Source organism: Mesobacillus sp., assembly GCF_047739415.1.
Classification (GTDB): Bacteria; Bacillota; Bacilli; order Bacillales; family Cytobacillaceae; genus Mesobacillus.
In genome coordinates, this window is record NZ_JBIQOE010000007.1 from 1 (window position 1) to 25,950 (window position 25,950).

Annotated in this window: 25 protein-coding genes, 1 pseudogene and 1 other annotated feature; of the genes and pseudogenes, 3 read left to right on the plus strand and 23 right to left on the minus strand. The window is 42.7% G+C overall.

The annotated features are described in order from the left end of the window. The 3 genes and pseudogenes from ACH0QE_RS00300 to ACH0QE_RS00310 form a co-directional block, all read right to left on the minus strand. Positions 1-83 (minus strand): annotated as a pseudogene (locus tag ACH0QE_RS00300) (transcriptional repressor); the annotation flags it as partial. 12 nt (positions 84-95) lie between these two features. After that, positions 96-938: a metal ABC transporter permease gene (locus ACH0QE_RS00305; protein WP_415798761.1), complete on the minus strand. Its 843-nt coding sequence runs from the start codon at positions 936-938 to the stop codon at positions 96-98. Next, a complete protein-coding gene (locus ACH0QE_RS00310) occupies positions 931-1,722 on the minus strand; it encodes a metal ABC transporter ATP-binding protein (protein WP_415798762.1) in 792 nt (263 codons plus the stop codon). Before ACH0QE_RS00310 ends, ACH0QE_RS00305 begins: the two co-directional genes overlap by 8 nt. 152 nt (positions 1,723-1,874) lie before the next feature. Between ACH0QE_RS00310 and ACH0QE_RS00315 the strand changes: the two genes are divergently transcribed. After that, positions 1,875-2,129: a DUF2624 domain-containing protein gene (locus ACH0QE_RS00315; protein ID WP_415798763.1), complete on the plus strand. Its 255-nt coding sequence runs from the start codon at positions 1,875-1,877 to the stop codon at positions 2,127-2,129. A gap of 268 nt (positions 2,130-2,397) precedes the next feature. On the opposite strand, the gene ACH0QE_RS00320 is transcribed toward ACH0QE_RS00315, so the two are convergent. Both ACH0QE_RS00320 and ACH0QE_RS00325 read right to left on the minus strand, forming a co-directional pair. Next, entirely contained in the window at positions 2,398-3,288 is an 891-nt protein-coding gene (locus tag ACH0QE_RS00320) for a deoxyribonuclease IV (RefSeq protein ID WP_415798764.1), read from the minus strand. A 21-nt stretch (positions 3,289-3,309) separates the two neighbouring features. After that, on the minus strand, positions 3,310-4,626 hold the full coding sequence (locus ACH0QE_RS00325) for a DEAD/DEAH box helicase (RefSeq protein ID WP_415798765.1): 1,317 nt from the start codon (positions 4,624-4,626) through the stop codon (positions 3,310-3,312). Positions 4,627-4,870: 244 nt separating this feature from the next. On the opposite strand from ACH0QE_RS00325, the gene vrrA reads away from it, so the two are divergent. Together vrrA and ACH0QE_RS00335 are read left to right on the plus strand one after the other, a co-directional pair. Next, positions 4,871-5,500 carry a VrrA/YqfQ family protein gene (vrrA, locus tag ACH0QE_RS00330; RefSeq protein ID WP_415798766.1) on the plus strand — a complete coding sequence of 210 codons (630 nt, stop codon included), beginning with the start codon at positions 4,871-4,873 and terminating at the stop codon, positions 5,498-5,500. 108 nt (positions 5,501-5,608) lie between these two features. After that, positions 5,609-6,562, plus strand: coding sequence for a 4-hydroxy-3-methylbut-2-enyl diphosphate reductase (locus ACH0QE_RS00335; RefSeq protein WP_415798767.1), 954 nt, complete (start codon positions 5,609-5,611; stop codon positions 6,560-6,562). A 193-nt stretch (positions 6,563-6,755) separates the two neighbouring features. Here the strand turns inward: ACH0QE_RS00335 and ACH0QE_RS00340 are convergent, their stop codons facing one another. The 18 genes from ACH0QE_RS00340 to ACH0QE_RS00425 all read right to left on the minus strand — a co-directional run bounded on the left by ACH0QE_RS00340 (position 6,756) and on the right by ACH0QE_RS00425 (position 25,372). After that, positions 6,756-7,871 (minus strand): Nif3-like dinuclear metal center hexameric protein, encoded by a 1,116-nt coding sequence (locus ACH0QE_RS00340; RefSeq protein ID WP_415798768.1) that lies wholly within the window; start codon positions 7,869-7,871, stop codon positions 6,756-6,758. Continuing rightward, a complete protein-coding gene (locus ACH0QE_RS00345) occupies positions 7,868-8,578 on the minus strand; it encodes a tRNA (adenine(22)-N(1))-methyltransferase (RefSeq protein WP_415798769.1) in 711 nt (236 codons plus the stop codon). The genes ACH0QE_RS00340 and ACH0QE_RS00345 overlap by 4 nt, the downstream gene beginning before the upstream one ends. A 109-nt stretch (positions 8,579-8,687) precedes the next feature. Continuing rightward, positions 8,688-9,053 carry a cytochrome c550 gene (cccA, locus tag ACH0QE_RS00350; protein WP_415798782.1) on the minus strand — a complete coding sequence of 122 codons (366 nt, stop codon included), beginning with the start codon at positions 9,051-9,053 and terminating at the stop codon, positions 8,688-8,690. Positions 9,054-9,237: 184 nt separating this feature from the next. After that, the gene (locus ACH0QE_RS00355) at positions 9,238-10,377 is read right to left on the minus strand and encodes an acyl-CoA dehydrogenase family protein (protein ID WP_415798770.1); all 1,140 of its coding nucleotides are present in this window, start codon (positions 10,375-10,377) and stop codon (positions 9,238-9,240) included. Between the two features lie 98 nt (positions 10,378-10,475). Then, entirely contained in the window at positions 10,476-11,006 is a 531-nt protein-coding gene (locus ACH0QE_RS00360) for a hypothetical protein (protein WP_415798771.1), read from the minus strand. A 111-nt stretch (positions 11,007-11,117) separates the two neighbouring features. After that, complete coding sequence (rpoD, locus tag ACH0QE_RS00365) at positions 11,118-12,248, minus strand: RNA polymerase sigma factor RpoD (protein WP_102263622.1); 1,131 nt, start codon at positions 12,246-12,248, stop codon at positions 11,118-11,120. A 43-nt stretch (positions 12,249-12,291) separates the two neighbouring features. After that, the gene (gene dnaG / locus ACH0QE_RS00370; RefSeq protein WP_415798772.1) at positions 12,292-14,097 is read right to left on the minus strand and encodes a DNA primase; all 1,806 of its coding nucleotides are present in this window, start codon (positions 14,095-14,097) and stop codon (positions 12,292-12,294) included. A 15-nt stretch (positions 14,098-14,112) separates the two neighbouring features. Next, positions 14,113-14,583: a YaiI/YqxD family protein gene (locus ACH0QE_RS00375; RefSeq protein WP_102263624.1), complete on the minus strand. Its 471-nt coding sequence runs from the start codon at positions 14,581-14,583 to the stop codon at positions 14,113-14,115. 278 nt (positions 14,584-14,861) lie between these two features. Further along, positions 14,862-15,680 (minus strand): pyruvate, water dikinase regulatory protein, encoded by an 819-nt coding sequence (locus ACH0QE_RS00380; RefSeq protein ID WP_415798773.1) that lies wholly within the window; start codon positions 15,678-15,680, stop codon positions 14,862-14,864. A 29-nt stretch (positions 15,681-15,709) separates the two neighbouring features. Beyond that, the gene (locus ACH0QE_RS00385) at positions 15,710-16,378 is read right to left on the minus strand and encodes a helix-turn-helix transcriptional regulator (RefSeq protein WP_415798774.1); all 669 of its coding nucleotides are present in this window, start codon (positions 16,376-16,378) and stop codon (positions 15,710-15,712) included. A gap of 278 nt (positions 16,379-16,656) precedes the next feature. Next, positions 16,657-18,732: a glycine--tRNA ligase subunit beta gene (gene glyS, locus ACH0QE_RS00390; RefSeq protein ID WP_415798775.1), complete on the minus strand. Its 2,076-nt coding sequence runs from the start codon at positions 18,730-18,732 to the stop codon at positions 16,657-16,659. Next, positions 18,725-19,615, minus strand: coding sequence for a glycine--tRNA ligase subunit alpha (gene glyQ, locus ACH0QE_RS00395; RefSeq protein ID WP_415798776.1), 891 nt, complete (start codon positions 19,613-19,615; stop codon positions 18,725-18,727). Before glyQ ends, glyS begins: the two co-directional genes overlap by 8 nt. A 129-nt stretch (positions 19,616-19,744) precedes the next feature. After that, positions 19,745-19,916: a binding site (T-box leader), on the minus strand. A gap of 107 nt (positions 19,917-20,023) precedes the next feature. Further along, positions 20,024-20,776: a DNA repair protein RecO gene (gene recO / locus ACH0QE_RS00400; RefSeq protein WP_415798777.1), complete on the minus strand. Its 753-nt coding sequence runs from the start codon at positions 20,774-20,776 to the stop codon at positions 20,024-20,026. Between the two features lie 31 nt (positions 20,777-20,807). Then, positions 20,808-20,951 carry a YqzL family protein gene (locus tag ACH0QE_RS00405; protein ID WP_084135511.1) on the minus strand — a complete coding sequence of 48 codons (144 nt, stop codon included), beginning with the start codon at positions 20,949-20,951 and terminating at the stop codon, positions 20,808-20,810. A gap of 170 nt (positions 20,952-21,121) precedes the next feature. Next, entirely contained in the window at positions 21,122-22,051 is a 930-nt protein-coding gene (gene era, locus ACH0QE_RS00410) for a GTPase Era (protein ID WP_415798778.1), read from the minus strand. A 300-nt stretch (positions 22,052-22,351) separates the two neighbouring features. Continuing rightward, positions 22,352-22,744, minus strand: a complete 393-nt coding sequence (locus ACH0QE_RS00415) for a diacylglycerol kinase family protein (protein ID WP_415798779.1) — start codon at positions 22,742-22,744, stop codon at positions 22,352-22,354. Beyond that, complete coding sequence (gene ybeY / locus ACH0QE_RS00420) at positions 22,722-23,192, minus strand: rRNA maturation RNase YbeY (protein ID WP_415798780.1); 471 nt, start codon at positions 23,190-23,192, stop codon at positions 22,722-22,724. The genes ACH0QE_RS00415 and ybeY overlap by 23 nt, the downstream gene beginning before the upstream one ends. Further along, positions 23,189-25,372 carry an HD family phosphohydrolase gene (locus tag ACH0QE_RS00425; RefSeq protein ID WP_415798781.1) on the minus strand — a complete coding sequence of 728 codons (2,184 nt, stop codon included), beginning with the start codon at positions 25,370-25,372 and terminating at the stop codon, positions 23,189-23,191. The genes ybeY and ACH0QE_RS00425 overlap by 4 nt, the downstream gene beginning before the upstream one ends. Positions 25,373-25,950: the final 578 nt, after the last annotated feature.

Sequence of the window (25,950 nt, forward strand, 5' to 3'; positions counted from 1 at the left end):
AACAACTGGAGCATATCTTCCCTTTTTCCAGTATGCTTATAACCCTGTTCCTTTAACAGGTCCATTGCTTCGTTCACATTCATGATATCACCCCATTAGATGGATCTCGTAGCCGCTCGTTTTTTTAGCCAAATGGCCAGCGCAAGGATAAGGACTGCAATCATCACAATCGTTCCGCCCGGAGCAAGATCCAGGTAGTAGGATAGGAACAAACCGCCCAAGACAGATATCTCACCGAATAGGATGGAAAAGAAGATGGTTTGCTTAAAACCTTTTGCGAACCTCATGCTTGCTGCAACTGGCAGGGTCATCAGTGATGAGACCAGCAGGATACCGACAATTCTCATCGATGCGGCAATAACCAGTGCCACCATAACGATGAAAATGAAGTGAAGAGTCTTTGCGGCGATACCAGTTGCTCTTGCATATTCTTCATCAAATGATAAAAGGAAAAGTTCTTTATACAACAATACAACAAGTACTATAACAAGTATGCTGATGATCAGGATTGTCCATAGATCAGCTCTGCTCACCGCACTAACGCTGCCAAATAAATAACTGAACAAATCTGTATTGAAGCCATCCGCGAGCGAAATGAAAATGACCCCAAGGCCAATTCCGCCAGAGAGAATAATCGGGATCGCCAACTCCTGATAATGTTTATAAACAGTACGCAGCTTTTCGATAAACAATGAGCCGCCAACTGAGAAAGCCATTCCCATATAAAGTGGATTCAAGCCGCTGAATAGCATAAACTTTTTCTCTAGCAGCAGGCTTGCGGCAATTCCCGCCAAAGTGACATGGCTGAGGGCATCAGCTATAAGCGAAAGTCTTCTGACTACGATAAAAACTCCTAGAAGCGGAGCAATCACCCCGATGATCATACCGGTCAAAAATGCATTCTGCAAAAATTCATATTGCATCAGTCCGCTAATCATGAAGGTGCCCTCCTCCATGATGGTGATGATCGTGCGTCAAAACATGGACATCATGACCATAAATTTCTGACACATCGTTTATTTTCAGTTGTTCGAATTCCTCCGCACTTCCATGGAAATGCATGCTTTTGTTCAAGCAGGCTACATTTGTGACCTTTTCTGAAATCGTCCCTATATCATGAGTGACCAATAGAAGAGTGATCCCTTTCTCCTTATTGAGTGTATCGAGCATCCTATAAAAGGAATTGACGTTTTGAACGTCTACACCTACCGTTGGTTCATCCAAAATCAGCAATTCAGGATCACTGACCAGCGCCCTCGCGATAAATACCCTCTGCTGCTGGCCGCCGGATAGTTCCCCTATATTCCGGTCGAGGAACTTCCCCATCCCGACGGACTCGATCGCTTGCTTTATTTTAACATGGTCAGTCTTCTTCAAAAAATTGAAGAGTCCGAGCTTTTTCGTCAGTCCACTCGCTACTACCTCAAAAACGGTAGCAGGGAAGCCTGTGTTGAAAGAGTTGGCCTTTTGGGATACAAAGCCAATTTTATGCTGTTCCTTAAACTTGTTAATATCTTGTCCAAACAGGAGGATTGAGCCTTGTTGCGGCTTGATCAGCCCAAGCATAAGCTTAAGCAATGTTGACTTGCCGGAACCGTTCGGGCCGACAATCGCTAAAAAGCTACCCTTTTGGATAGACAGATTTATATTCTCAAGAACATTTTCTTTATCATATCGATAATAAAGATCCTGTACCTGGACGATGTAATCATTCGTGTCCATTTTTATCACCCGCAAAAATAAGAATCATTCCGATTTACTTTTAGTAGTATATCTCTTACTGACGATATTGTAAATAAAAGAACTCACAATCCAAGAAAATTGTCACGAATCCAGTACTGGGCACATACCCTACTATGAAGGAGTGATGATCTTTGGCTATTTTTGAAAACATCATTAACCATAAAATAGGCAACATCACGGCTGATGAACTGCTGAAGTATGCCTCTCAATTTAATATTTCAATCACAAAGGCACAGGCAGCGAAAATCGCCGGATACTTACGCGGTAAAAAGGTGAACATCTTTAATGATTCAGAAAGATCGGCACTGATCAAGCAAATCGCCAGAATCACCAGCCCTGAAACAGCAAAAGAAGTTAATAAGCTGTTCGTTAAATTCACTAAATAAGAGGTGTGTCCGTCATGAATTATGACGGACACTTTTTTCTTGTTCCCAGCCTTTTCTGTCCGTCATGACACTTATGACGGACACTTTCTTCTTTTTCCCGGCACTTTCTGTCCATCATGACCACATGTTGTTGATTATTATAATTCCACAATGAGTTTCAACATAACCAGTCATCTCAATTTGTGAAGATTATTATTCCTAACATATACCTTTCCCAAAATAAAATAAAGCTGTGGAATGTTCCACAGCTTCTGCTTTGTGATTTAATTTAGCTATTCCTAATGATATCAAGCAAATTCTCTTCGAATTGTTTGCTTTTCAGCATTTCGATTTCATGTTTGTAAGGCGCCTTTTTATCGTTCTTGTCCTCGCCGACAAATGGGGTTTCGAGGATTTTAGGAACTTGTGTCAATTGTGGATGGTGGACAATGTAGCTTAATGCGTCAAAGCCGATATGTCCAAATCCAATATTTTCATGACGGTCCTTCCTCATCCCGACCTCATTTTTGCTGTCATTGATGTGAAGTACCTTCAGTCTATCCAGACCAATGATCTTATCGAATTCATTCAGCACACCATCAAAATCTTCAACGATTGGGTAGCCTGCATCATGTGTATGGCAAGTATCGAAGCAGATAGAAAGCTTGTCGTTATGGGTTACACCATCGATGATCATTGCGAGTTCTTCGAAGGATTTTCCGCACTCAGACCCTTTTCCAGCCATCGTTTCCAGAGCGATTTGGACTTTATCTTCGCTGCTAAGAACCTCGTTCAAGCCCTCAATGATTTTTTCGATACCTTTTTCTGCCCCTGCTCCTACATGCGCACCCGGATGCAGCACAATTTGCCTGGAACCAATTGCTTCTGTCCTATCAATTTCACTCCGCAAAAACCTTACCCCTAAATCAAAGGTATCAGGATTTTGTGTGTTCCCAATATTGATGATATAAGGAGCATGGACGACGATTTCATTGATTCCATTCTGCTCCATATGCAGGCGGCCTGCTTCAATATTCAGGTCCTCGATTTTTTTCCTTCTTGTATTCTGAGGTGCACCCGTATAGATCATAAAAGTATTTGCACCATATGAGACAGCTTCCTCACTGGCAGAAAGCAGCATTTTTTTCCCGCTCATGGAAACATGTGATCCAATTAACATCTTGATCTCTCCTAAATCCCTTTATTTATTTCTCTTTTGTATACGGTTTTCCCGTTTTTTAATTTTATCCATCTCATATTGCATCTTCTTTTTATAGCCTGGCTTTACCTTCTTAGGCTTGGAAACGAGAGACTTTGCCTTCACCTCACCAGTAGTTTCTTTTTTCTTTCTGTTCAGGCGTCTGTTTCGCTCTTCGATTTCGGTTAATTCACCTTTTTTCAGATCAATGTTTTTAAAAGTGATGCCCATCTTTTCAAGACGGATCAGTGCATCTTCATCACGCTGCTCATAAACCGTCAAGGCAATACCTGAAGAACCAGCACGTGCTGTCCTTCCTACCCTGTGAATGTAAAAATCAAGATCAGTAGGCAACTCATAGTTGATGACATGGCTGATTCCCTGAATATCAATACCTCTTGCGGCCAGGTCAGTAGCTACAAGATACTGGAACTCAAGATCCTTGATTTGCTTCATGACCCGCTTACGTTCGCGTGGGGTCAGGTCTCCATGGATACGGCCAACCTTCAGTCCTTTTTGGATTAAACCATCGGCTATTTCGTCAACTTTCTTCTTAGTGTTAGCAAATACAATCCCAAGATATGGATTGAATGCAACAAGAGCTGAATGAACAAGCCCAATTTTATCACGATGCCTTGCAGGCAGAAGAATATGTTCAATCTTCTCTGCCGTAGCTTGTTTAGGATCGATTTGTACATATTTTGGGTTTTCCATGTACTTTTTCAAGAATGGTTTTAATTTTTCAGGAATCGTTGCTGAAAATACAAGCATTTGTAGCTTTTCTGGCATACGGGACGCAAACTGGTCAATATCCTCGATAAAGCCCATGTCCAGCATTAAATCCGCCTCATCGATCACGAGCATATTCGCTGTATGCACAAATAGCGCGTTTTCTTTGACCAGGTCGTTAATCCTTCCTGGAGTACCGATGACGATTTGCGGCTGTGTCTTAAGCTTCTCGATCGTTCTTTGCTTGTCCGTCCCGCCAATATAGCAACGAGCCGTGATCTGCTCTCCCTGAGGAGCGTGTTCAGCAATTTTAAGAACTTCATGGTAAATTTGATTGGCAAGCTCACGTGTCGGTGCAGCGATTACTGCCTGTACCTCATTGCGCGATGGATCAAGCTTATCCATAATTGGCAGTACATAGGCATGCGTCTTTCCTGTACCAGTCTGGGATTGCCCGATGGCACTCTCACCCTTTAGGATTGTAGGAATAAGACGTTCCTGAATTTCTGTCGGCTCAAAAAAACCTAGTTTATTGATCGCATCTATAATGAACGGTTTCAATTCATATCGATTAAATTTTGTTTCACTCATTGAAAATCTCCTTCTTTCACCCTGTCCCTCTGGTAAATGGGGATTACAGCTCGTTCCGTAAGCTGATCTCTTCAGGTTCATCCTGTAATTATAATAAAGATTGCAGAAAATCTCCAATCAGTACTATCTTAACCTTTCCTTATAAAAAAACAAACCTGTTTCGCAAACATACTTTTTTCTTAAACCAATCCTGATTATATGCATACTCTAATAGGAGATGAATAATGGGAAAGGAGGGGTCACGATGCTACAAGGACCCCGTATGAACTCACGCGGGATGCAGAATAGGTTCCATGGTCCTCGCATGATGGGAGGTCCCTTCATGGGTCAGCGGCAGATGTATCCAAATCAGTTTGGTCCTGGACCTAGGATGCCGCAGGGACAAATGCCTCGAATGATGGGAAGAAACCCGCAATCAAGACAAGGTGGAGGTTTGCTTTCAAAGATCCTTGGGAAAGGCAGCAGAGGCCAGGGAAATGGCATATCGGGTTTAATACCAGGAGGCGGAAGTGGGCCGGTGCGTGGAGCAAGCTCAGGCGGAGGAATTCTGAAGACTCTCGCTGATCCATCTTCACTGAATGGTTTTCTCACCAACACACAAAAAGTTCTTAACACTGCACAGCAATTCGGACCGATGATCCAGCAATACGGTCCTCTCGTCCGTAATTTGCCTTCAATGTGGAAACTGTACAGAGGATTGAAGGATCTTCCAGATGCTGATGAGCAAAAAGCTGAACAAGAAACGAGTGAAACAGTCGAGAAAAAGAAGAAACCGAAAAAGTCCAAAAAAGCTGGTTCCAGTTCTCCAACACAAAAACCGCCAATCAAAAAGCAAAGCAATAACTCAGCTTCTTCTCCTAAATTGTTCATATAAATTGGATAATAGTTAATTCGTTCCTTCTGGAAAGTCGCTTTTGTATTCTTTCTGCAAGTCTTATATAATAAAAGAAAGAATCAGAGGTACTCTTAGGAGGATGACTCAATGAATGTAATTAAAATATCACCACGCGGTTATTGCTACGGTGTTGTGGATGCCATGGTCATTGCACGCAATGCTGCATTGGATAAGAGCTTGCCGCGTCCAATATATATACTTGGGATGATTGTCCATAATAAGCATGTCACTGATGCGTTTGAAGAGGAAGGCATCATTACATTGGACGGAAACAACCGCAAGGAAATCCTTGAAAAAGTTGAAGGCGGAACAGTTATTTTCACAGCACACGGCATTTCACCGGAAGTCAGGGAACTTGCCAAGGAAAAGGGTCTTGTTTCGATTGACGCGACATGCCCTGACGTGACAAACACCCATAACCTGATCAGGGAAAAAGAAAAAGAAGGTTTTGAGGTTATTTACATCGGCAAAAAAGGGCATCCCGAACCTGAGGGAGCCGTAGGTGTCGCTCCAGGGATTGTTCATCTAGTTGAAACGGCAGAAGATGTAGAAGCTTTGAATCTGCAGGCTGAAAAATTGATCGTCACCAACCAGACAACGATGAGCCAGTGGGACGTTGCCGACATCATGAAGAACGTAAAAGCAAAGTACCCTCACGCGGAAGTTCATAGAGAAATTTGTATGGCTACACAAGTCCGCCAGGAGGCTGTCGCCGAGCAGGCTAAGGAAGCAGATGTGCTGATTGTGGTTGGCGACCCTAAAAGCAATAACTCAAATCGTCTAGCACAGGTATCCCAAGAAATAGCCGGAACAAAAGCATATCGAATTGCCGATATTACCGAGCTTGATATCGAGTGGTTAAAAGATGCTGACACAGTCGCAGTCACATCTGGAGCATCGACTCCGACACCAATCACAAAAGAGGTCATTACTTTCCTCGAACAGTTTGACAAGGAAAACGATGAAACATGGGTAAAAGAGAAAAAAGTGCCTCTCCATAAAATCCTGCCAAAGGTTAAGAAGACTGAGGCTAACGTATAAAATACTGAAAGCAGCTTGAATTGAATTCAGGCTGCTTTCTTATTTTCTAGCGCTGCTGAATTCAACCCGTGACTTCGGCAGTTTTTCCTGTTCTGTGACGAAATCGTACCCATCATCGTTTTTCGGGTGCAGCCTCTCTCGTTCTGTGACCGAAATTGGTGCTAGCGACACTCTTCGGTTCAAGCCCAAAGGCTTAAATAAAAGTAAATGGATCTGTCCCTATTTCAGATGGAATGAAGGTCACATCATACCCTTTTTCCTTGCATAGTCCTTCCATCACAGTGGCGACTCCGTGTTTCATGACCCTCTCGACATTATGTCCTGGATCAATCATATTCAATCCGGCCATCAGTGCGTCGTGTGCGGTGTGATAGTAGATATCCCCGGTAACGTAAACATCTGCTCCGCGGAATTTCGCCTGTGAATAATACTTATTTCCGTCACCGCCAAGGACAGCTACCTTTTTCACCTTAGCGTTTAAGTCTCCGACAACACGGACTTTATCAACTCCCAAAGCTTCCTTTACTACTTTGGCATATTCAGACAGGTTGGTCTCTTCGACTTGCCCGATTCTTCCAAGCCCGAGTTGTTCCCCGGTATTATCAAGCCGATATACATCATAGGCAACTTCCTCGTAAGGATGAGCCTTAATCATAGCCTGAACCACCCTTTTTTCAATGCTTTGCGGAAAAACAGTTTCTACACGCACTTCATTGACTGCTTCAAGCTTTCCCTGTTCGCCGATATGAGGATCCGTATTTTCCCCCGGCAGGAAACGTCCCTCTCCCGCCCCGGAGAAAGAACAATGGCTATAGTTGCCGATTGCCCCTGCCCCTGCTTTCCCTAACGCATCTCGCAGACGCTCTGCATCTTCCTCAGGTACGAAAACGACAAGCTTCTTTAACTGGTCCTCATAAGTTGGTACCAGCACTTGAGGGTTATTTAAACCCAATGCTGCAGCAAGCAGGTCATTTACGCCTCCTTTTGCCACATCCAGGTTCGTGTGGGCTGCATAAACAGCGATGTCATGCTTGATCAGCTTTGCAATCATTCGTCCGGCAGGAGTATCCGTCGCAATTCTTTTCAGCGGCCTAAATATTGGCGGATGATGAGCAATAATTAATTGAACATTCTTTGCAATTGCCTCCTCCACTACTTCTTCTGTCACATCGAGTGCAACCAGGACGTTCTCGACCGATTGGTTCAAAGCACCTATTTGCAGGCCAACCTTATCGCCTTCCATCGCAAATGCCTTAGGCGAAAATTGTTCAAAAAGCTGAATCACTTCATGTCCATTCACTTTTTTCACTGTAACGCCTCCTCTGCCATCTTTAGTTTCGTTTTCAGTTCCTGTCTCTTGTTTTCTGTATCATCATTCTGCACAGCCTCATCGAGCTGCTGTAAGATACGCTCCCAATTTCTCTTTTCAGCAATCCACTTTTCTTTGAACACTGCAGTCTTTTCCTTTAGTAAAAATGGACCGAACAATATTCCGACTTCCAAATCGAGATCCTGATATGGCTTCAATGGTTCGCCCTTCTCCGCTACAAGGATTTCGTAAATTTTCCGGTCTTCTTCAAGAATTTCTTCTTTGACCAGTTCCCAGCCATTATCGATCAACCATCTGCGTACTGCAAAGCTGCCAACATTAGGCTGGAGGACAAGCCTGCTGACTCCTTCTAGTTTCGATTTCCCTTGTTCTAGGATCGTTGAAATCAATGTACCGCCCATACCAGCGATGGTAATGCAATCAACCTCTCCAGGTTGAATTACTTCAAGGCCATCACCTTTTCTAACTACTATTTTATCTATGAGATTTTCCTCTAGGACCTGCTCAAGGGCAGATTGGAATGGCCCCTCGGCGACCTCTCCTGCAATTGCCATTGGAACAGTCCCCTTCTTTACAACATTACAAGGAAGGTAGGCATGGTCAGAGCCTATATCGGCCAGCCTGGCACCTTCAGGAATATTATTTGCAACGGCTTCAAGCCGGTTTGATAGTTTTTCAGCATTCATACAAGTCACCTACTAAATCTTATTTTGCTTTTATAAGTATATGAAAACCGCGTGCCTCTTGTCCAATTATGTAAAAAGGCTCTTTGCAAAAGCAAAGAGCCTTTCGATATTACTTCAATTCATTGACAATCCATTCTGCCATTTCTGCTTCCTTGCCAGCAGCCATTCCTGGTGGCATGTTGCCTTTACCATTAACCAAAATGTCCTGAATTTCTTCTTTGGAATACTTGCTGCCAACACCTTTTAAGGCTGGACCAGATACACCTTCATACTGGTTTCCGTGGCAAGCTGCGCATGATTGCTGGTAAAAATCCTCTGGGTTTACTTCAGTTGTTTCTTCGGTCTTTTCACCGCCGCCTTCTTTTTCCTTTGCAAGATCCTTGGAATCCCCAACACCCTTGAAAGAAAGCAGGAACATCAAGCCGATCCCCATTACCATAATCAATACGAACGGGATAATTGGATTACGATTCATCATATACCCTCCTTTATGTACAACATCTACTTAAATAATGATTTCACACAGATATTATTTTACTTGAAAAACGTTTACAGGGAAAGTAAAAAAGCAAACTTTGTCACACTTGTTCACAATTTAGACAAAAAACTTCATCGTATGATGAAGTTTTTGCTGTACAAAGCATATTTAGGATACCCTTTTAGCAGCCAATTAATCTTGCAATAACCATTCTTTGGACTTCTGATGTGCCTTCTCCAATTTCAAGGAGCTTCGCATCCCTCATGTAACGTTCCACTTCATATTCCCTCATATAGCCATACCCGCCGTGTACCTGGACTGCCTGATCAGCTACTTCCATCGCAATTTCAGAGGCATAAAGCTTGCACATTGATGCTTCCTTTGAGAATGGACGTCCCTGATCCTTCAGCCAGGCGGCCTTATACACCATATTGCGTGCAAGTTCAATCTTCATTGCCATGTCAGCAAGCTTGAACTGGATAGCCTGAAACTGTGATATAGGTCTGCCGAACTGCTGTCTTTCTTTTGCATACTGCAGGGCTTTTTCATAAGCGGCCTGAGCCACTCCGACAGCCATCGCGCCTATGCCAATCCTGCCGCCGTCCAGAGTCACAAGGAATTGCTTAAAGCCTTCCCCTTTCTTGCCAAGCAGGTTTTCAACCGGAACATGGACATCCTCCATCACCAGCTGAGTAGTATTCGATGCATTTAAACCCATCTTTTCATAGTTATCAATGACAGAGAACCCTGGTGCATCGGTTGGCACGATAATCGCACTGATTTCCTTTTTTCCATCCACATTACCAGTGATCGCAGTCATTGCAAGATGTTTGGCATAGCTTGCATTCGTTATAAAGTTCTTGCTGCCGTTGATGATGTATTCCCCATCAACCTCTTTGGCCGTCGTCTGGGTACCTCCTGCATCCGATCCTGCATTTGGTTCTGTCAGTCCGAAAGCCCCCAGTGATTCGCCTGTACAGATTGGAGCCAGGTATTTTTGTTTCTGTTCCTCAGTACCAAATAGATTGATAGGAGCGCCTCCAAGAGATATGTGGGCAGAATATGTAATCCCAGTTGAGGCGCATGCTTTGCTCAATTCCTCGGTGACAATCGCAAAACTGACCGTATCAGCTCCCGCTCCTCCATATTCCTCTGGGAACGGCAAGCCCAGCATTCCTAGTTCTCCCAGTTTTTTGAAGATTTCTGTCGGGAATTGTTTTGTTTTATCTCTTTCAATCGCTCCTGGAGCAACTTCTTCCTCCGCAAACTCTCTAATTGTCCTTTTAATCATTGCCTGTTCTGATGTTAAATCAAAATTCATTTCCATCCCCCTTAAAACATTGAATGCGTTTACATTCTTCATTATAAAGGGGAGTAAACAATTTTCTCAACATTTAAAAACTTTTAAATTGTTAAAAATTATATAAATATAGTAATTAACAGGACGATTAACCCTATGATTCCTGATAGTTTGAAGCTCACTATCTTCCACTTGGTCCCTGCTGTAATCCACAATAAGCAGTTCAGGCCCGCTACGATGTAAAGAATGACGGGATGGTCTGGGAATATTATTTCAGCTGCCTGAACAGATGTGATTAATAAAAGAAGTGCAGAAGCAAGTAATGGGATCAAATCAAAAAAAGATTTTTTCACCATATAAAAGGCTGCTGAAAGGGTAGTAATGCCAAAAAAAATAAGAAGGGCAGTTTGCAAAAAGAGCGACAATTCAGTAAAATAAAATAAAAAAACTGAAAGCGATAACAATCCAATCAAAATAAAACTTAATATTCCCTTAGTCCGGCTAGGCCTATTTCTTGGAGTCGAGTCAGTTTCAGCACTTCCTTCTGTGTACAGGTTCAGGAGGAAATCACAATAGTGCTCAGGCAGCAGCTTGTTTTGTTTCCAGTACTTAATTTCATTGGTGATGATTTTCCTGCGATGGTCTTCCATATGTAGGCACATCCTGTCTTATTGATTATCCGAGCAAAAAGCCGGCGGAAAGAAAGTAAAAAAAGGAATAATTTACTTTTATTTTAAAAAGTAAACTATTCCTTGGCAATCCTATTCTAAAAAGTCTTTCAATCGTTTGCTGCGGCTTGGGTGCCTTAGCTTGCGAAGTGCTTTAGCTTCGATTTGACGAATACGCTCGCGAGTAACGCCAAATACCTTGCCCACTTCTTCCAATGTGCGTGTGCGGCCATCATCAAGACCGAAACGAAGTCGAAGGACGTTCTCTTCACGGTCAGTAAGCGTATCAAGGACATCCTCCAGTTGTTCCTTCAAAAGCTCATATGCAGCATGTTCAGAAGGAGAGGTAGCATCCTGGTCCTCAATGAAATCACCAAGGTGGGAATCATCTTCTTCCCCTATCGGAGTTTCGAGGGATACTGGCTCCTGGGCGATCTTAAGGATTTCGCGCACTTTCTCCGGTGACAGGTCCATGTCTTCGCCAATCTCTTCAGGCGTTGGTTCGCGTCCTAAGTCTTGAAGGAGCTGCCTTTGAACACGAATCAATTTATTGATGGTTTCCACCATATGGACAGGGATTCTGATCGTCCTTGCCTGGTCAGCGATAGCACGAGTGATGGCCTGACGGATCCACCAGGTAGCATAGGTACTGAATTTAAACCCTTTGCGGTAATCGAACTTTTCTACAGCCTTGATCAAGCCCATGTTTCCTTCCTGAATCAGGTCAAGGAATAACATGCCTCGGCCTACATAGCGTTTCGCGATACTTACTACGAGTCGAAGGTTCGCTTCCGCAAGACGTCTTTTGGCTTCTTCATCGCCTTGTTCGATTCTTTCTGCCAGGTTGATCTCTTCTTCTGCTGAGAGTAAGTCAACTCGGCCAATTTCCTTTAAGTACATCCTTACAGGGTCGTTGATTTTGACTCCCGGCGGGACACTTAAGTCATTCAAGTCGAATTCTTCATCGTCTTTTGCAAGCTGTTTGATGTCAGGGTCTTCAACTTCATCGCTTTCACCTACGAGTTCAATCCCTTGTTCACCGAGGAACTCATAGTATTCATCCATCTGATCGGAATCAAGGTCGAAACTTGAAAGCCTTTCTGCGATATCATCATAGGCAAGGACACCTGTTTTCTTGCCAATTGCCGTTAACTGGTCTTTTACTTGTTCAACTGTCACTTCATTTTCGGTGACTTCTTTAGAACGGGCTGACTTTTCAGCCATATGTCCCCCTCCTTCCAAAAATCAAAAACAATCAGCATGAGCTTTATAAGGTCTTGCGCAATTGGATAATTTCCGTTGCGATAGCCGCAGCGCGCAAGAAATCGTTTTGTCGTTCTGCCTGTTTTTGTTCTGCCATTTTTTCCTTTATTTTTAACATTTTTTGATAATTCAAGACCTGCTTGATATAATCAGATAATTCCTGGTCACTGATCTCCTCGTTAAGAGGCATCATCTCTATATCAGCAACGACCCTTTTTAGCTTATTATCCTGGAGATAATTTAAGAACGCACTTGGGTCAGGATCATGTCCTTTTTCATAGTATGCAAATAAATAAGTAATAATAGCCTGATGTTCATCAATGTTCAATGTACTTCCTGCAAGCATTTCCTGTACCTTATATGCGACATCGGCGTCTCTCATCATATGGAAGATCATTCGCCTTTCCGCAGTGTGGTATGCAGGCTTCAGTTCTGATTTCCTGGCGTAGCTTACAGGTTTTGATTCCGCTCGCGGTTGATTTTGCCTCTTTGGACCCGACGCCTGAACCAGCTGATTGAGCTGTTGGGCCAAAGCATCTAGGGATAGCGAAAACTCATTTGCAAGCTGCCTCAAGTAAAGGTCTTTTTCTACTGCTTTATTGAGCGAGCTGATTTCTTTAAGTACTTCTTCGATATATTGAAGGCGATCTCCTTCATTCTGAAGGTTTTTCCCTCGACGATAATATATTAATTTAAAAGCCATCAAAGTGGCGCTGGAGCCAATAATATCGTTCCTGAATTTCTCTTCGCCATGCACCTTTATGAAATCATCAGGATCCATCCCATCTGGCATTGTTGCAACCCTGACCGCGAATCCCGCTTTTGACAGCATGTTAGATGCCCTGAATGCCGCTTCAATACCGGCTTTGTCCGAGTCGTAGCAAATCGTTACGCCTTGCACATTTCTTTTCAGCAAAGAGATATGTTCTTCAGTCAACGATGTCCCCATCGTGGCGACCCCGTTTTCTACGCCTGCTCGGTTAGCGGAAATAACATCAGCGAATCCTTCGAAAAGTACAGCTTGCTGCTGCTTACGGATCACGCCACGAGCAAGGTGGAAATTATATAGAATTTTACTTTTGTTGAAGATTTGCGTTTCGGGACTGTTCAGATATTTGGGTTCTTCGCCCCCTAGTGCCCGCCCTGAAAACGCAATCGTATTTCCCTGGTGGTCGAGGATTGGAAACATAATCCTGTTCCTGAACCTGTCAAAGTATGTCCCATCGTTTTCCCGCTGGATGACAAGTCCTGCTTTCGAAATTAGATCCAGCGAAAATCCCCGCTTTTCAAGCAGTTTTACTGCAAAGTCCCATGAAGGCAGTGAATAGCCTATTTGGAATGTGTCAATGGACTCCTGTGTAAACCCCCTGTTAAGAAGATATTCCAAGGCCTCTTGACCTTCTTTTGTGTTTACAAGCAAATGATGATAAAATTTACGCAATAGTTCATGCGCTTCGATCATTTGCTTCGAGCCTTCAGGCAGTTGTGGATTTTTGCCCGTAGCCGGTCCTTCCAGCTTCAGTTCGATGTTCGCACTTTCCGCGAGCTTCACTGCAGCTTCTTGAAACGACAGGCCATCAATATCCATCAGGAATGAAAACACATTCCCGCCGGCACCACAACCAAAGCAGTGATAAATCTGCTTATCAGGTGAAACTGAAAATGATGGAGAGTTTTCCCCATGAAATGGACAAAGCCCAAAATAATTCCGGCCTTGTTTTTTCAATTGGACGTAATCACCAATGACATCGACTATTTCAACCGCCTGCCGGATTTCATTTACTTTTTCCTCGGCAATCCTCTCTGCCATAAGCATGACCTCTAATTAGTTGTGATTACTTGAACATATCTTAAAATTCGACAAAAGCATGTTCAATTCCTTTATAAACTTTTCCCTGTCTTTTTCTGTAAAGGGTTTTGGTCCCTTTCCATAGGATCCCTGCCTTCTAGCCCTGGCAGAAAGATACCTTAAGTCAAGGGCAGTCTGAATGTCCTTTTCTTCAAATAAATTTCCCCTAGGAGAGATGGCATAAACCCCTTTCGCAATGAGGGTAGATGCAAGACCGATGTCCTGCGTCACCGCAAAATCACCTTTCTTAACGTGATTCATTAAATAAAGGTCTACAGCCTCCTTATGAGAATCGACAAAAACCCAGTTCTGCCCTTGAAGATCGTTCTTCATATGGGCATAAGAAGCCACAAAAACAGCTTCGATGGAAAACTTCGAAGCAATTTCGACAATTTCCTTAATGACCGGGCAAGAGTCTGCATCAACAAAAAGGGTCTGACTGTTGATTTTACTAGTATTAATTCTACATCACTCCGCATATTCCTTCTTAAGGATTGTATTTTTTCAAGGGAATTTTGTCGAATTTTTTCGCGGTCAACATCTTGACAACTGATAGTAAATAGTTTATTCGTAATCTGTCCAGTCTAAACCTAAACAGATACATTTTTATCACAATTTTTTATTATAGTATAAGAAAGCCTATTTTTCCATTATTTTTTCTCGGCTAATGCATTAATTATCTAAAGCTAAAGAACTGAAAAAGAAAAGCACATACAAAATATGTGCTAATCGTCCATTTTCTTATTTCGGACCATATTTAGAATGACATTTGCGGTTTCTTCGACCGCTTTGTTGGTTACATCGATGACTGGACATCCTATTTTTTCAACAATCCCATCAAAATATTCTATCTCTTCCTTGATTCTTTCGATATTGGCATAGATCGCCTGATCGTTCAATCCAAGTGAGATTAACCTTTCACGGCGGATTTGGTTCAATTTATCTGGTGTTATCCTGAGACCGAAGCATTTTTCCTTTGGAACAAGGAATAATTCTTCTGGCGGGTCGACTTCAGGCACTAGCGGTACATTGGCAACTTTGTAGCGCTTGTGGGCGAGGTATTGTGATAATGGTGTCTTCGATGTTCTCGAGACGCCCACCAGGACGATATCCGCTTTCAGTATTCCTCTTGGATCTCGGCCATCATCATATTTTACTGCAAATTCGATTGCTTCAACTTTTTTGAAGTAATCTTCGTCCAGCTTACGGACAAGGCCAGGTTCGTATAGTGGTGTTTCACCACTTAGCTGTTGAACCTGCTGCATGAGCGGCCCGATGATGTCACAAGCATAGATCCCCTCTTTGGTGGCAGACTCTTGAAGATAGTTGCTTATATCTGGCTTGACCAATGTGTAGGCGATCATCCCTCCATCATGCTTGGCAAGTGAAATGACTTCGTCAATATGTACTTTATCCTCTACATATGGAAACCTTTTAAGTGAAACATCCAAATGTTCGAATTGGCTGATGGCAGCCTTCGTAACTAGCTCTGCTGTCTCACCGACAGAGTCAGAAACCACATAAATAATAGGTGTTTTATTCATCTTGGACCAACCCCTTTTCTATTTGCTTCTTATTCCTCTGCCAAGGCCACAAAAGCCTTTGTAATGTTTGTCTTGGTCAATCTTCCTACTAACTCGTACCCATCATCTGTGTCTTTAATGATTGGAAGGGCATCAATCTGTTTTTCAATTAATTCCTTGGCTGCATCAATTAGCAGGTCATCCCGACGGCATACCGTAATATTTGGCATCCTTGTCATGATGATATTAACTGGCAAGGTAGTCAGCTCCTGCTTTCCAATGCTTGCTCTCAATAAATCTTTGCGAGAAAGGACACCTACTAGCTTTGAAGCTTTATCGACCACAAATAAAGTGCCTACATCTTCAAGAAACATCGTGACGATCGCATCGTAGACAGATACATTTTCAGGGACGACTACTGGAATGGACTGATAATCCCTGACGAGGATTTTTTTTAGGTTTTCCGAAAGCAGCTGATTCCCGGATTTTCCTGTGTAAAAATAACCTACACGAGGCCTAGCATCCAAATATCCCGCCATCGTCAGTATAGCTAGATCTGGCCTGAGGGTAGCCCTTGTCAGGTTTAACTTTTCAGCGATATTCTCCCCGGTGATTGGCCCGTTATCCTTAACGATTTGCAGAATATGCTCCTGGCGTTTATTCAGTTCGATTGTCCTCACCACCCATCGGGAGATTTTTATAATAAGCTGTTTTCGCATTGGTTATTAAGTATCAAGCTAGTTATCCGTATTACTGTTGTTTTCGTATGTTGCTACAAGGTTGTACAGATTCAGAGATGCATTAGACTGATTGAATAAACAGCCTCTATGTAAAAAAACTTAATAAAATTATTATATACTACACGAGGTAATAAAAAGGGATAAATATTCTATACTTATTACCATTTCATGAAATTTATAAGTGTATCTTTTGCATAAATACTTGCTAAAGTGCCTTCCTGTGGAGGAAGGCACTCAAATCAAGCATTTCATGGTGCTTACTTTACGAGGATATCATTTACTTTTGCAAGCTTCATGATCAAAGCTGCCAGTGCAGCCATCTGATTTAGGCGGTTTTCACGCACATCCTGTTTATCAGACATGACCATTGTATGCTCAAAATAATCATTGATTTCAGGTTTAATGTCAACTAAAAGCTGATAATATGAAGCAGCATCCAAGCCGTCCTCGGCCTTCTGTCCGAGTTCAAGATACTTTTCATACAACCTTTGCTCATACTCGTTTTCGAAGCGTTCTGGATCGATATCACCAAGCACGTCTTTCTTGCTTGCGATATTAAGAACCCGGCTCAATGCTTCCATGCTTTCTTTAAAGCCCTCATCACCGCTGGCAGCCTGAAGCGCTTCTGCTTTTTCAATCATTCCGGATACAATACCAATTTCTCCTCCAAGTACCGCATCAATTAAATCGTAGCGGATCCCTTTCTCCTGTAACAAGTGCTTGACTCTCAATTTAAAGAATTGGATAAGGTCATGGTAAACCTCTTCGTCAGTGCGCTTGCTAATTCCTGCTTCAGAAACAAGGTTAAGTGAAAGGCCGACTAGATTTTCAAGCGAGATATTCCATTTCTTTTCGATCAGCGTCTGCACGATTCCTGCCGCCTGTCTTCTCAATGCATATGGATCCTGAGAACCGCTAGGAATGATGCCGAGCGAGAAGAACGCAACAATTGTATCGAGTTTATCAGCAATTGCAACCAAAGCTCCCGCTGGTGATCCTGGTATTGAATCGTCTGCGTTGCGAGGCATATAATGCTCATTGATAGCCACTGCTACTTCTGGGCTTTCGCCTTTTTGCAAGGCGTACTTTTCTCCCATTATTCCTTGTAATTCGGGGAACTCGTATACCATCTGTGAAACCAGATCGAATTTGCTAATTTGTGCCGCACGATCCGCAATCTTTATAACATCAGGAGCGAAATCCAATCTTTCAGCAACCAATTCTACAAGCTTGCGTACACGTTCTGATTTTTCAGCAATTGTTCCGATATCTTCATGGTATACAACATTCTTTAATTTTTCCAGCGCTGCATCAATTTGCATTCTTTGGTCTTCTTTATAGAAAAATGCTGCATCCGCCAGTCTCGCTCTTAGTACTTTCTCATTACCGCGTGCAACCTTCTCAATATGGAGGTGATCACCGTTCCTTACTGTAATAAAATGAGGCAGCAATTCTCCGCTCAGAGATTTCACAGGAAAGTACCTTTGGTGTTCCTTCATAGAAGTAATCAGGACTTCGCCAGGGATTTCCAGATACTCTTCCTCGAAACGGCCATATAACGCAGTTGGATATTCAACCAGGTTAGTGACTTCTTCCAGTAAGTCTTCATCGACAGGTACTACCCAGCCGTTCTCGTCCTCGATTTTCTCAAGCTGAGAAGTAATTGCGTCCTTTCGCTTTTCCGCATCAGCCACTACATATTGCCCTAACAATGCTTCTTCATATTCTTGAGGATCTGATAATTGGATTTCACCTTCCCCAAGGAATCGATGTCCTCTTGTTATGTTACCAGTTTGGACACCAGCAATCTCAAATGGAATGATATCATTTCCGAACATTGCAACAAGCCATTTGATTGGTCTAATGTAACGAAGCTCGAGGTCGGCCCAGCGCATGTTTTTCGGGAAGGTCAACCCAGAAATGATTGCTTTCAAATCTACTAGCAACTCAAAGGTTTCCTGTCCCTTGATGAATTTCTTTACATGAGCATATTCAACACCATTGACCTCTTTAAAATAAATATCCTCGACCGTCAACCCCTGGCCGCGTGTAAAGCCAATCGCTGCCTTGGACCACTCTCCTTGCTCAGAGATGGCGATTTTTTTAGCAGGGCCTTTGGCTTCTTCCTCACTGTCTTCCTGGCGCTCATCAACATTCAGGACTAGCAATGCAAGCCTGCGCGGTGTGGAATAAAGCTTGATTGCTTCGAAACCAATATTATTCGTTTCCAGCCAATTCTCCACCTTGGAAGCCAGCTGGTTCATGGAGTCAGTAATAAATCTTGCAGGCATTTCTTCCAAACCGATTTCAAGCAATAAATTACGTTTAGTCATTTTCCACCTGCTCCTTCCGTTTAATGATTGGGAAGCCTAACTTTTCTCTTTCTTCATAGAACGTTTTCGCAACTTTCTTAGCGAGGTTGCGGATACGGGCAATATAACCTGTCCGTTCAGTTACGGAAATAGCTCCTCGTGCATCAAGAATGTTAAAAGTGTGAGAACACTTCAGAACATAGTCATATGCAGGATGGACAAGCCCCTCATCCATCTGTCGATTTGCTTCTTTTTCGTAAATAGTGAAAAGATTGAAAAGCATATCTTTGTCAGATGTTTCGAAAGTATATTTTGAATGCTCATATTCTGGCTGTCCAAAAATGTCCCGTACGGTAAAACCGTTTGTCCATTCAAGATCAAAGACATTTTCTTTGTCCTGGATATAAGACGCCAGTCGTTCGATTCCGTATGTAATCTCAACGGAAACTGGTTTGCAGTCAAGTCCGCCTACCTGTTGAAAATAGGTGAATTGCGTGATTTCCATGCCATCCAGCCAGACTTCCCATCCTAGCCCTGCGCAGCCCAGGGATGGATTCTCCCAGTTGTCCTCTACGAAGCGAATGTCATGCTCAAGCGGATCAATCCCTAAAGCCTTCAATGAATCCAAATAAAGTTCCTGAATATTGTCTGGAGAAGGCTTCATGATTACCTGGAATTGGTGGTGCTGATAAAGCCTGTTTGGATTTTCTCCATAGCGACCATCAGCCGGGCGGCGAGACGGCTCAACATACGCGACATTCCAAGGCTCAGGGCCAATCGCCCGTAAAAACGTGTATGGACTCATTGTTCCTGCACCTTTTTCGGTGTCATAAGCCTGCATGAGGACGCATCCTTGTTCAGACCAGTGCTTTTGCAATGTTAAAATCATATTTTGGATATTCATCTTTACACCTCCGAAAATTTTTAAATCGCTTTGTTCATAGTTTCTTTTCTTGAGTTTTGTCTTTTTTGCAGACTTGCAAATAACCAAATGTAAAATAAAAAACTCCCGCCCCCTATGCATCTTTTCATGCATAGGGACGAGAGTTTACCCGCGGTTCCACCCTATTTGCTGCAAATAGCAGCCTCTTTGAATGTGATGTCGCTCCGGAACGCCTTCCTTAATTTCTGCAATCCGGCTCACACCATTCCCGGACTCGCTTATACAGAGGGATTTAAGTACTCTTTTCCTTCACCGCAACATATGTAATTTTTATCAACCTTTTCAGCGATGCGAATACTTTCTGCATATGGGCTGAAATCTACAGCTTTTGATTTGAATAATAGCGAAAAGCAGAAGCAATGTCAATAGTTACAGTTGGTCCCTGAATGAATCCATTTGATCCAAGAATTTCCTTGTTTTCAAATACAGTCCTGAGTATTCATCATAATAAGCGGAAATCACTTTTTTCAGCTCTGCTTTTGTCTCTGGCTTGACCGATATATTGCCAAGACGGCTTAGGTCGAGCAAATAAAATAAACGAAGCAGTCTCACCGTGCCTGGCGAAGTTTGGATCCTGTATGGATCCATCTGGAAGCATCGATGGCAGAGCAGCCCGCCCTCTCTGATCGAAAAGTTGAAATCCCCCTCAGTACTGCCACAGTTTGCACACTTGTCCAAAACTGGGTACAGCCCCTGAACATTCAGCATTTTCATTTCATAAATAAAAGTGAGGATCTCCATATCATAGCCTTCATTCATAAAGTTTAGCGTCTGGAGAAGCAATTCGAACAAAAAAGGATTGGACTTCTTGTCCTCTGTCACCTTATCGGTCAAATCAACAATATAGCTGGCATGGGCTGTAAGGAAGATATCCTCCCGGATCGACCTCATCGAAGAAATCATATCCCCTTGCTGAAGACCGCCAAGTCCAGAACTTGCCTGGAAAAGAAACTGTCCATAAGTAAAAAGCTGGGTGACAGCAGCAAGCCTGCTATTAGGCTTTTTAGCACCTCTTGCCATCACACCAACTTTTCCAAATTCCCTGGTATATAAGGTAACAATTTTGTTGTTTTCGCCATAATTCGTCGTTCTAATGACAATGCCTTCGCATTTCTGCAGCATCTTCTGTCACCATCCATTACTACAGACAAACCTATGAGATTGGAAAATCAATTCCTGCTAGTTCTTCCTCCTGATAACCGGGTATTTCTTGATCGTCTTTCTCTAATTCCTTAAAGAGAAGATATGTGTCAATGTTACCTGTCTGAGAAAACACCTTCCAGGTAAAATCCAACATCGAAAACCCCACCTTTCAATTTTTCACTAGCAATTTATTTATCCCAAATCCTTATGAATATCATAGCCTGTCAATCAGATTTTCATGTTACATAAAAATTGTTAATCCTACTTATGAATAATATTTGCAACCCATTAATATGTTAATGAGGGAGCATTTGCCAAACAGGCTTAATACTCATCTTCCCTGAAACCAAAATCACGAAGCTGCGTGGCTTTGTTTCTCCAATCCTTCTGAACCTTTACCCATAATTCAAGAAACACTTTTGTACCGAGCAGATTCTCGATATCATGACGTGCCCTTTTGCCAATTTCCTTCAACATACCGCCCTGCTTGCCAATGATAATGCCCTTTTGCGAATCCCTCTCGACAATGATTGTAGCCATGACATGCACCATTTCTTTTTCAGGCTGGCGTTCCATTTTTTCAATTACAACAGCAAGAGAATGTGGAATTTCTTCCCTCGTCAGATGCAGGGCTTTTTCTCTGATCAGTTCTGAAACAATAAAACGTTCTGGATGGTCCGTTACCTGGTCAGCGGGATAAAACTGTGGCCCTTCCGGCATTCTCTCCTTGATTTGCTCCAAGAGCTTTTCGACATTGTTTCCTTCAAGAGCAGATATCGGAACAATTTCGGCGAAATTGAACTTTTCATTGTAGGATTCAATTAGTTTTAGCAACTCATCTGGGTGGATCAGGTCAATTTTATTGATGACAAGGAAAACCGGTGTTTTAACATTTTGAAGTTTCTCAATGATAAATTCTTCCCCGCGTCCATATCCTTCCTGAGCATTGACCATAAACAATACCAGATCGACTTCTTTTAAAGTATTCTGTGCAACCTTCATCATAAAATCGCCAAGACGGTGCTTTGGTTTATGGATTCCTGGAGTGTCAATGAAAATCAACTGTGAATCATCAAGTGTAAGGACACCCTGAACCTTATTCCGGGTCGTTTGTGGCTTATCACTCATAATCGCGATCTTTTGCCCGATTACCCTGTTAAGAAAGGTTGACTTTCCTACATTAGGTCTTCCAATGATTGAGATGAAGCCAGATTTATGAGATTCGTTGTTATTGCCTTGATTATTAAAGTTCATACTGTATTTCCCTTCTCCTCTTTATTTTAACTTATTTTCAGTGTGATTTCATCGTTTGTAGCAAAAATGAAATATAAAATTTTAAATTTTCTAAAAACATACAAGCGCTGTTTTTACACTGTGATGATATTTTACTTAAGTTTTTCCCTGTTTTCAAATTGGTTCAAACATAAAGCCCAATTTTGTAAGGTCTTCTTGCTGATAACCAGCTCTCTAATCGTGCTTCTCTTGGATGAATAAACAAACAAACTTAATAAGTTCATTCCCAAAAAAAAGTTGCCCTGTACGGACAACTTACAACTAACTCAACCATGCAAATATTCTAGGCAGAAAAATGATTAGTCCAATCATGACACTGGCTATCGCAAACACCAGGACGGCACCGGCGGCGATATCTTTTGCCTGTTTTGCAAGCGGGTGGTATTCTTTCGTGTACAAATCAACCGTTCTTTCAATTGCCGTATTCATCATTTCCATCGAAACCATTCCGCCAATGGATAGGATAATGGCAATCCATTCGTACTTATTAATCGAAAAAATAAACCCTGCTAAAATGACAAGAATGGAGATAGCCAAGTGGATTTGCAAATTTCGTTCCTTTGCTGCCGCTGCCACAATTCCCTCAAAACCAAATTTGAATGAGGAAGCCAACGGATGCTTCCTCCGTTTATCACCGGCCAAGCCCATACCCATCCAGGATTTCTTTTTGTCTGTCAAACATCTGTTTTTCATCCTGTTCATTCATATGGTCATAGCCTAATAAATGCAAAAGACCATGTACGGCAAGGAAACCTAGTTCCCGCATGAACGAATGGTTATATTCTTCAGCCTGTTCCCTTGCTCTTGGAATCGAAATGATGATATCGCCGAGAATTCTCGGGATACCATCCCCGACTATTTCAAGCTCCCCTTCGCCCATCTCCTCCAGTGCGAAAGAAATGACATCTGTCGGGCGATCCTTGTCACGATATTCTCGGTTTATCTCCTGGATCCTTTCATTCGATACGAAGGTAACGGATAGTTCGCTCCCCTCCTCAACATCCTCTTTCTCTGCCGTATAGTTCAACAATTTTTCAATTTCATTTATTTCTTCCTGCTTTAGTTCATTTATTTCATCCAAAAAATCGATCTCTAAATTCATGCCTGCTTCACCTTCTGCTTATTCATTTCTGGATATTCAATTCTTGAGTGGAAGATTCCCTTTAATGTTTCACAAAGTGTATCAGCGACGGTATCCAGCTCTTTCAGCGTAATATCACACTCACTCAGCTGGCCATCCTGCAGCCGATCCCCAATTATATTGTGCACCAAATTTTCAATTTGTTCATGGGTCGGGTGTGCCATCGAACGCACAGCAGCTTCAACACTATCCGCAATCCCAATGACCGCAGACTCTTTCGTTTGCGGCCTAGGTCCAGGATATCGGAAATCATCTTCTTTAACCTCATGCCCGCTTTGCTTCGCTTTATGGTAAAAGAATTTCAGCAACGTAGTTCCATGGTGCTGTTCTGCAATATCAATGATTTCTTTTGGCATCCGATGCTTCCGCAGCATCTCCGCTCCGTCAGTCGCATGGGCGATAATGATATTTTTACTTGTCAACGCCGGCAATTTATCGTGCGGATTATCCATGTTAATCTGATTTTCAATAAAGAATTGCGGTCGTTTCGTCTTTCCGATGTCATGGTAATAACACCCGACCCTGGCAAGAAGCCCGTTAGCCCCTATCGCCTCACATGCCGCTTCTGACAAATTAGCCACCATGACACTATGATGGTAAGTTCCAGGAGCTTCCGTAAGAATCTTTCTTAAAAGAGGGTGGTTTGGATTGGATAGCTCTATTAGCCTTAAGGTTGAAAGGATACCAAATCCTGCTTCAAAAAATGGCAGCATACCTATTGTCAATACTGCTGAAACAATCCCTGAAACGAACGCTGCGATAAAATAAAAACCGTATTCAAGTCCGGAATATTGGCTGTTCCTTAAAAACAGAATCGAAAGGATAACAATCAGATTTACGACCGACACACTCAGACCCGCCTGTAGGATTTTCGAGCGTCTGCTTTGTTTCTGTAAAAATAAAATTGCCGCCAGACCGCTGATCAAAATATAAATCCCTATGGTGACATTCAAGGTCCCAGTAATGCCTTCATTAAAGATGATCGTCCCGCTGACCGCAAGGATTGCCATCTGAAATAAAGCCAGTCTTTCATTGATTAATATCTTGATCAACATCGCTCCCATTGCTGCAGGGAAGATATAGCCGATTTCCGAGTATTCGAATTCGTCAAACAGACTGACCATCTTCATCAACAATATGGAGGTAATAAAAATGATGCTGAATATCAAAAGGTTTTTCTGCTTTTTATCGGCGTTCTCCATTTCATTGAAAATGACAAAAAGCGCAAATAGTATTAACGCTACAAGCATAGCCAGCCCGATAAAAGGCTTGTAGGAATTCTCACTTTCTAACAGTCCGACCAACTGGAGTTTTTTATAGACGTCCCTGCTGATCAACTGACCTTCATCCACCAGAATTTGTCCCTCGAGAATCCTGACAGGTTCAATACTGTCCATAGCCTGTTGGCGAAGGTCTTCGGTAGCTTCTGGATCATAGAATTCATTCTGGACGACTGCATAACGACCGATTTCAATGACTGCTTTCTTTAAACTGCTGCTTAAACTTGTATACTTTAATTCTTCCTCAACGTTGAGTTTTGCATTCTCTACTTCATCTGCGGGGACACTGTATTTCATCGTATTGTTGATAGCTGTAACAGTGAGGTCTTTGGCCACCAGCAATTCTTCCTTCGGAGCTTGAAGCAAAGCAATGAACACTTCGTCAGATAAACTTTTCGTTTCATTCTCGGTCAACTTCGTTTTTAACATTGCCAGCTTTTCTTCCTTCGAAGGACCTTCAGGAGCAGGAGCATCTTCCACTTCTGCCTCTTCTGCTGTTTTTTTCTTCTGGTCGATCTGTTCCTGCACTTCCGCATTGACTTCTGAAACTGAACCAAAAATAGAAGTGACTAAATCAACCCTGTTCTGTGCATATTCACTCTTGACTCTGTATACATCCTTGACTTGTTCGACCGCTTCCCTGCGGTTTGCTTCTGTACTTTCTTTATCCTCAATCGTAATAGGCGACCGGATGGTTTGCTCTGCCACAGAGAATAGCTCCAAATTAAGCTTTTCAGGCTTTACATTGCTGTACATCGCTGAATACATCACGACACCAATCAGCAAAAATAACAAAATCCGAAAGATTTTTATATTCAACAAGTTTAAAATGGCAGTTAATTGGACCTGCAGCTTATCCATATACAGCCCTCCTAATTGAAAAGCGCAAGCGCCTTGGTCAGCCCCGACAAGCGCTGGAGGGCCTGACAGTGAAGGCGTTCTTTGACTTCATTGTCAGGACCGAAGCGTCTCGAGGGGCTAGGCGCTGGAGCTAGACACTAATCTTAGTTCAAAAGTTTATACTCTTACAAAGTGAAAAGCGCAAGCGCCGTGCACTGCCCCGAAAAGCGCTGCCCGCCTATAACGCCACATCGTGCGGCTGGCGGGTTGGCACGTTGTGTGCCTCAGAGGCCCGACCAGTGAAGTCGCTCTTTGACTTCATTGGGCGGACCGAACTCGAAAAGCGGAGGCGACTGCCCAACTCCGACAAGCGCTGGAGGGCCTGACAGTGAAGTCTCTCTTTGACTTCATTGGCAGGACCGAAGCGTCTCGAGGAGTTAGGAGCCGAAGCTAGACAAGCGTCTCGAGCTGCTCAAAGCTGACGCTTATCGCAAGATACTCGAGGAAGCAATCTCGGGGATGAAAACTGGCTAGGCGCTGGAGCTAGACACTAATCTTATTGCAAAAGTTTATATTCTTAAAAGTGAAATTTATTCTTT

Bases quoted from the DNA above. Each gene is read 5' to 3' on its own strand.
- ACH0QE_RS00345 (WP_415798769.1), bottom strand. From the start codon at position 8,578: ATGAATGCTGAAAAACTATCAAACCGGCTTGAAGCCGTTGCAAATAAT.
- ACH0QE_RS00380 (WP_415798773.1), bottom strand. From the start codon at position 15,680: ATGAATAAAACACCTATTATTTATGTGGTTTCTGACTCTGTCGGTGAG.
- ybeY (WP_415798780.1), bottom strand. From the start codon at position 23,192: ATGAATTTAGAGATCGATTTTTTGGATGAAATAAATGAACTAAAGCAG.
- glyQ (WP_415798776.1), bottom strand. From the start codon at position 19,615: ATGAATATCCAAAATATGATTTTAACATTGCAAAAGCACTGGTCTGAA.
- ACH0QE_RS00325 (WP_415798765.1), bottom strand. From the start codon at position 4,626: ATGAGTGAAACAAAATTTAATCGATATGAATTGAAACCGTTCATTATA.
- ACH0QE_RS00415 (WP_415798779.1), bottom strand. From the start codon at position 22,744: ATGGGTATGGGCTTGGCCGGTGATAAACGGAGGAAGCATCCGTTGGCT.
- glyS (WP_415798775.1), bottom strand. From the start codon at position 18,732: ATGACTAAACGTAATTTATTGCTTGAAATCGGTTTGGAAGAAATGCCT.
- ACH0QE_RS00335 (WP_415798767.1), top strand. From the start codon at position 5,609: ATGAATGTAATTAAAATATCACCACGCGGTTATTGCTACGGTGTTGTG.
- recO (WP_415798777.1), bottom strand. From the start codon at position 20,776: ATGCTGCAGAAATGCGAAGGCATTGTCATTAGAACGACGAATTATGGC.
- rpoD (WP_102263622.1), bottom strand. From the start codon at position 12,248: ATGGCTGAAAAGTCAGCCCGTTCTAAAGAAGTCACCGAAAATGAAGTG.
- ACH0QE_RS00310 (WP_415798762.1), bottom strand. From the start codon at position 1,722: ATGGACACGAATGATTACATCGTCCAGGTACAGGATCTTTATTATCGA.
- ACH0QE_RS00355 (WP_415798770.1), bottom strand. From the start codon at position 10,377: ATGAATTTTGATTTAACATCAGAACAGGCAATGATTAAAAGGACAATT.
- ACH0QE_RS00320 (WP_415798764.1), bottom strand. From the start codon at position 3,288: ATGTTAATTGGATCACATGTTTCCATGAGCGGGAAAAAAATGCTGCTT.
- era (WP_415798778.1), bottom strand. From the start codon at position 22,051: ATGAACTTTAATAATCAAGGCAATAACAACGAATCTCATAAATCTGGC.
- ACH0QE_RS00305 (WP_415798761.1), bottom strand. From the start codon at position 938: ATGATTAGCGGACTGATGCAATATGAATTTTTGCAGAATGCATTTTTG.
- ACH0QE_RS00385 (WP_415798774.1), bottom strand. From the start codon at position 16,378: ATGCGAAAACAGCTTATTATAAAAATCTCCCGATGGGTGGTGAGGACA.
- dnaG (WP_415798772.1), bottom strand. From the start codon at position 14,097: ATGGCAGAGAGGATTGCCGAGGAAAAAGTAAATGAAATCCGGCAGGCG.
- cccA (WP_415798782.1), bottom strand. From the start codon at position 9,053: ATGAATCGTAATCCAATTATCCCGTTCGTATTGATTATGGTAATGGGG.
- ACH0QE_RS00405 (WP_084135511.1), bottom strand. From the start codon at position 20,951: ATGTTGGATTTTACCTGGAAGGTGTTTTCTCAGACAGGTAACATTGAC.
- ACH0QE_RS00360 (WP_415798771.1), bottom strand. From the start codon at position 11,006: ATGGAAGACCATCGCAGGAAAATCATCACCAATGAAATTAAGTACTGG.
- ACH0QE_RS00425 (WP_415798781.1), bottom strand. From the start codon at position 25,372: ATGGATAAGCTGCAGGTCCAATTAACTGCCATTTTAAACTTGTTGAAT.
- vrrA (WP_415798766.1), top strand. From the start codon at position 4,871: ATGCTACAAGGACCCCGTATGAACTCACGCGGGATGCAGAATAGGTTC.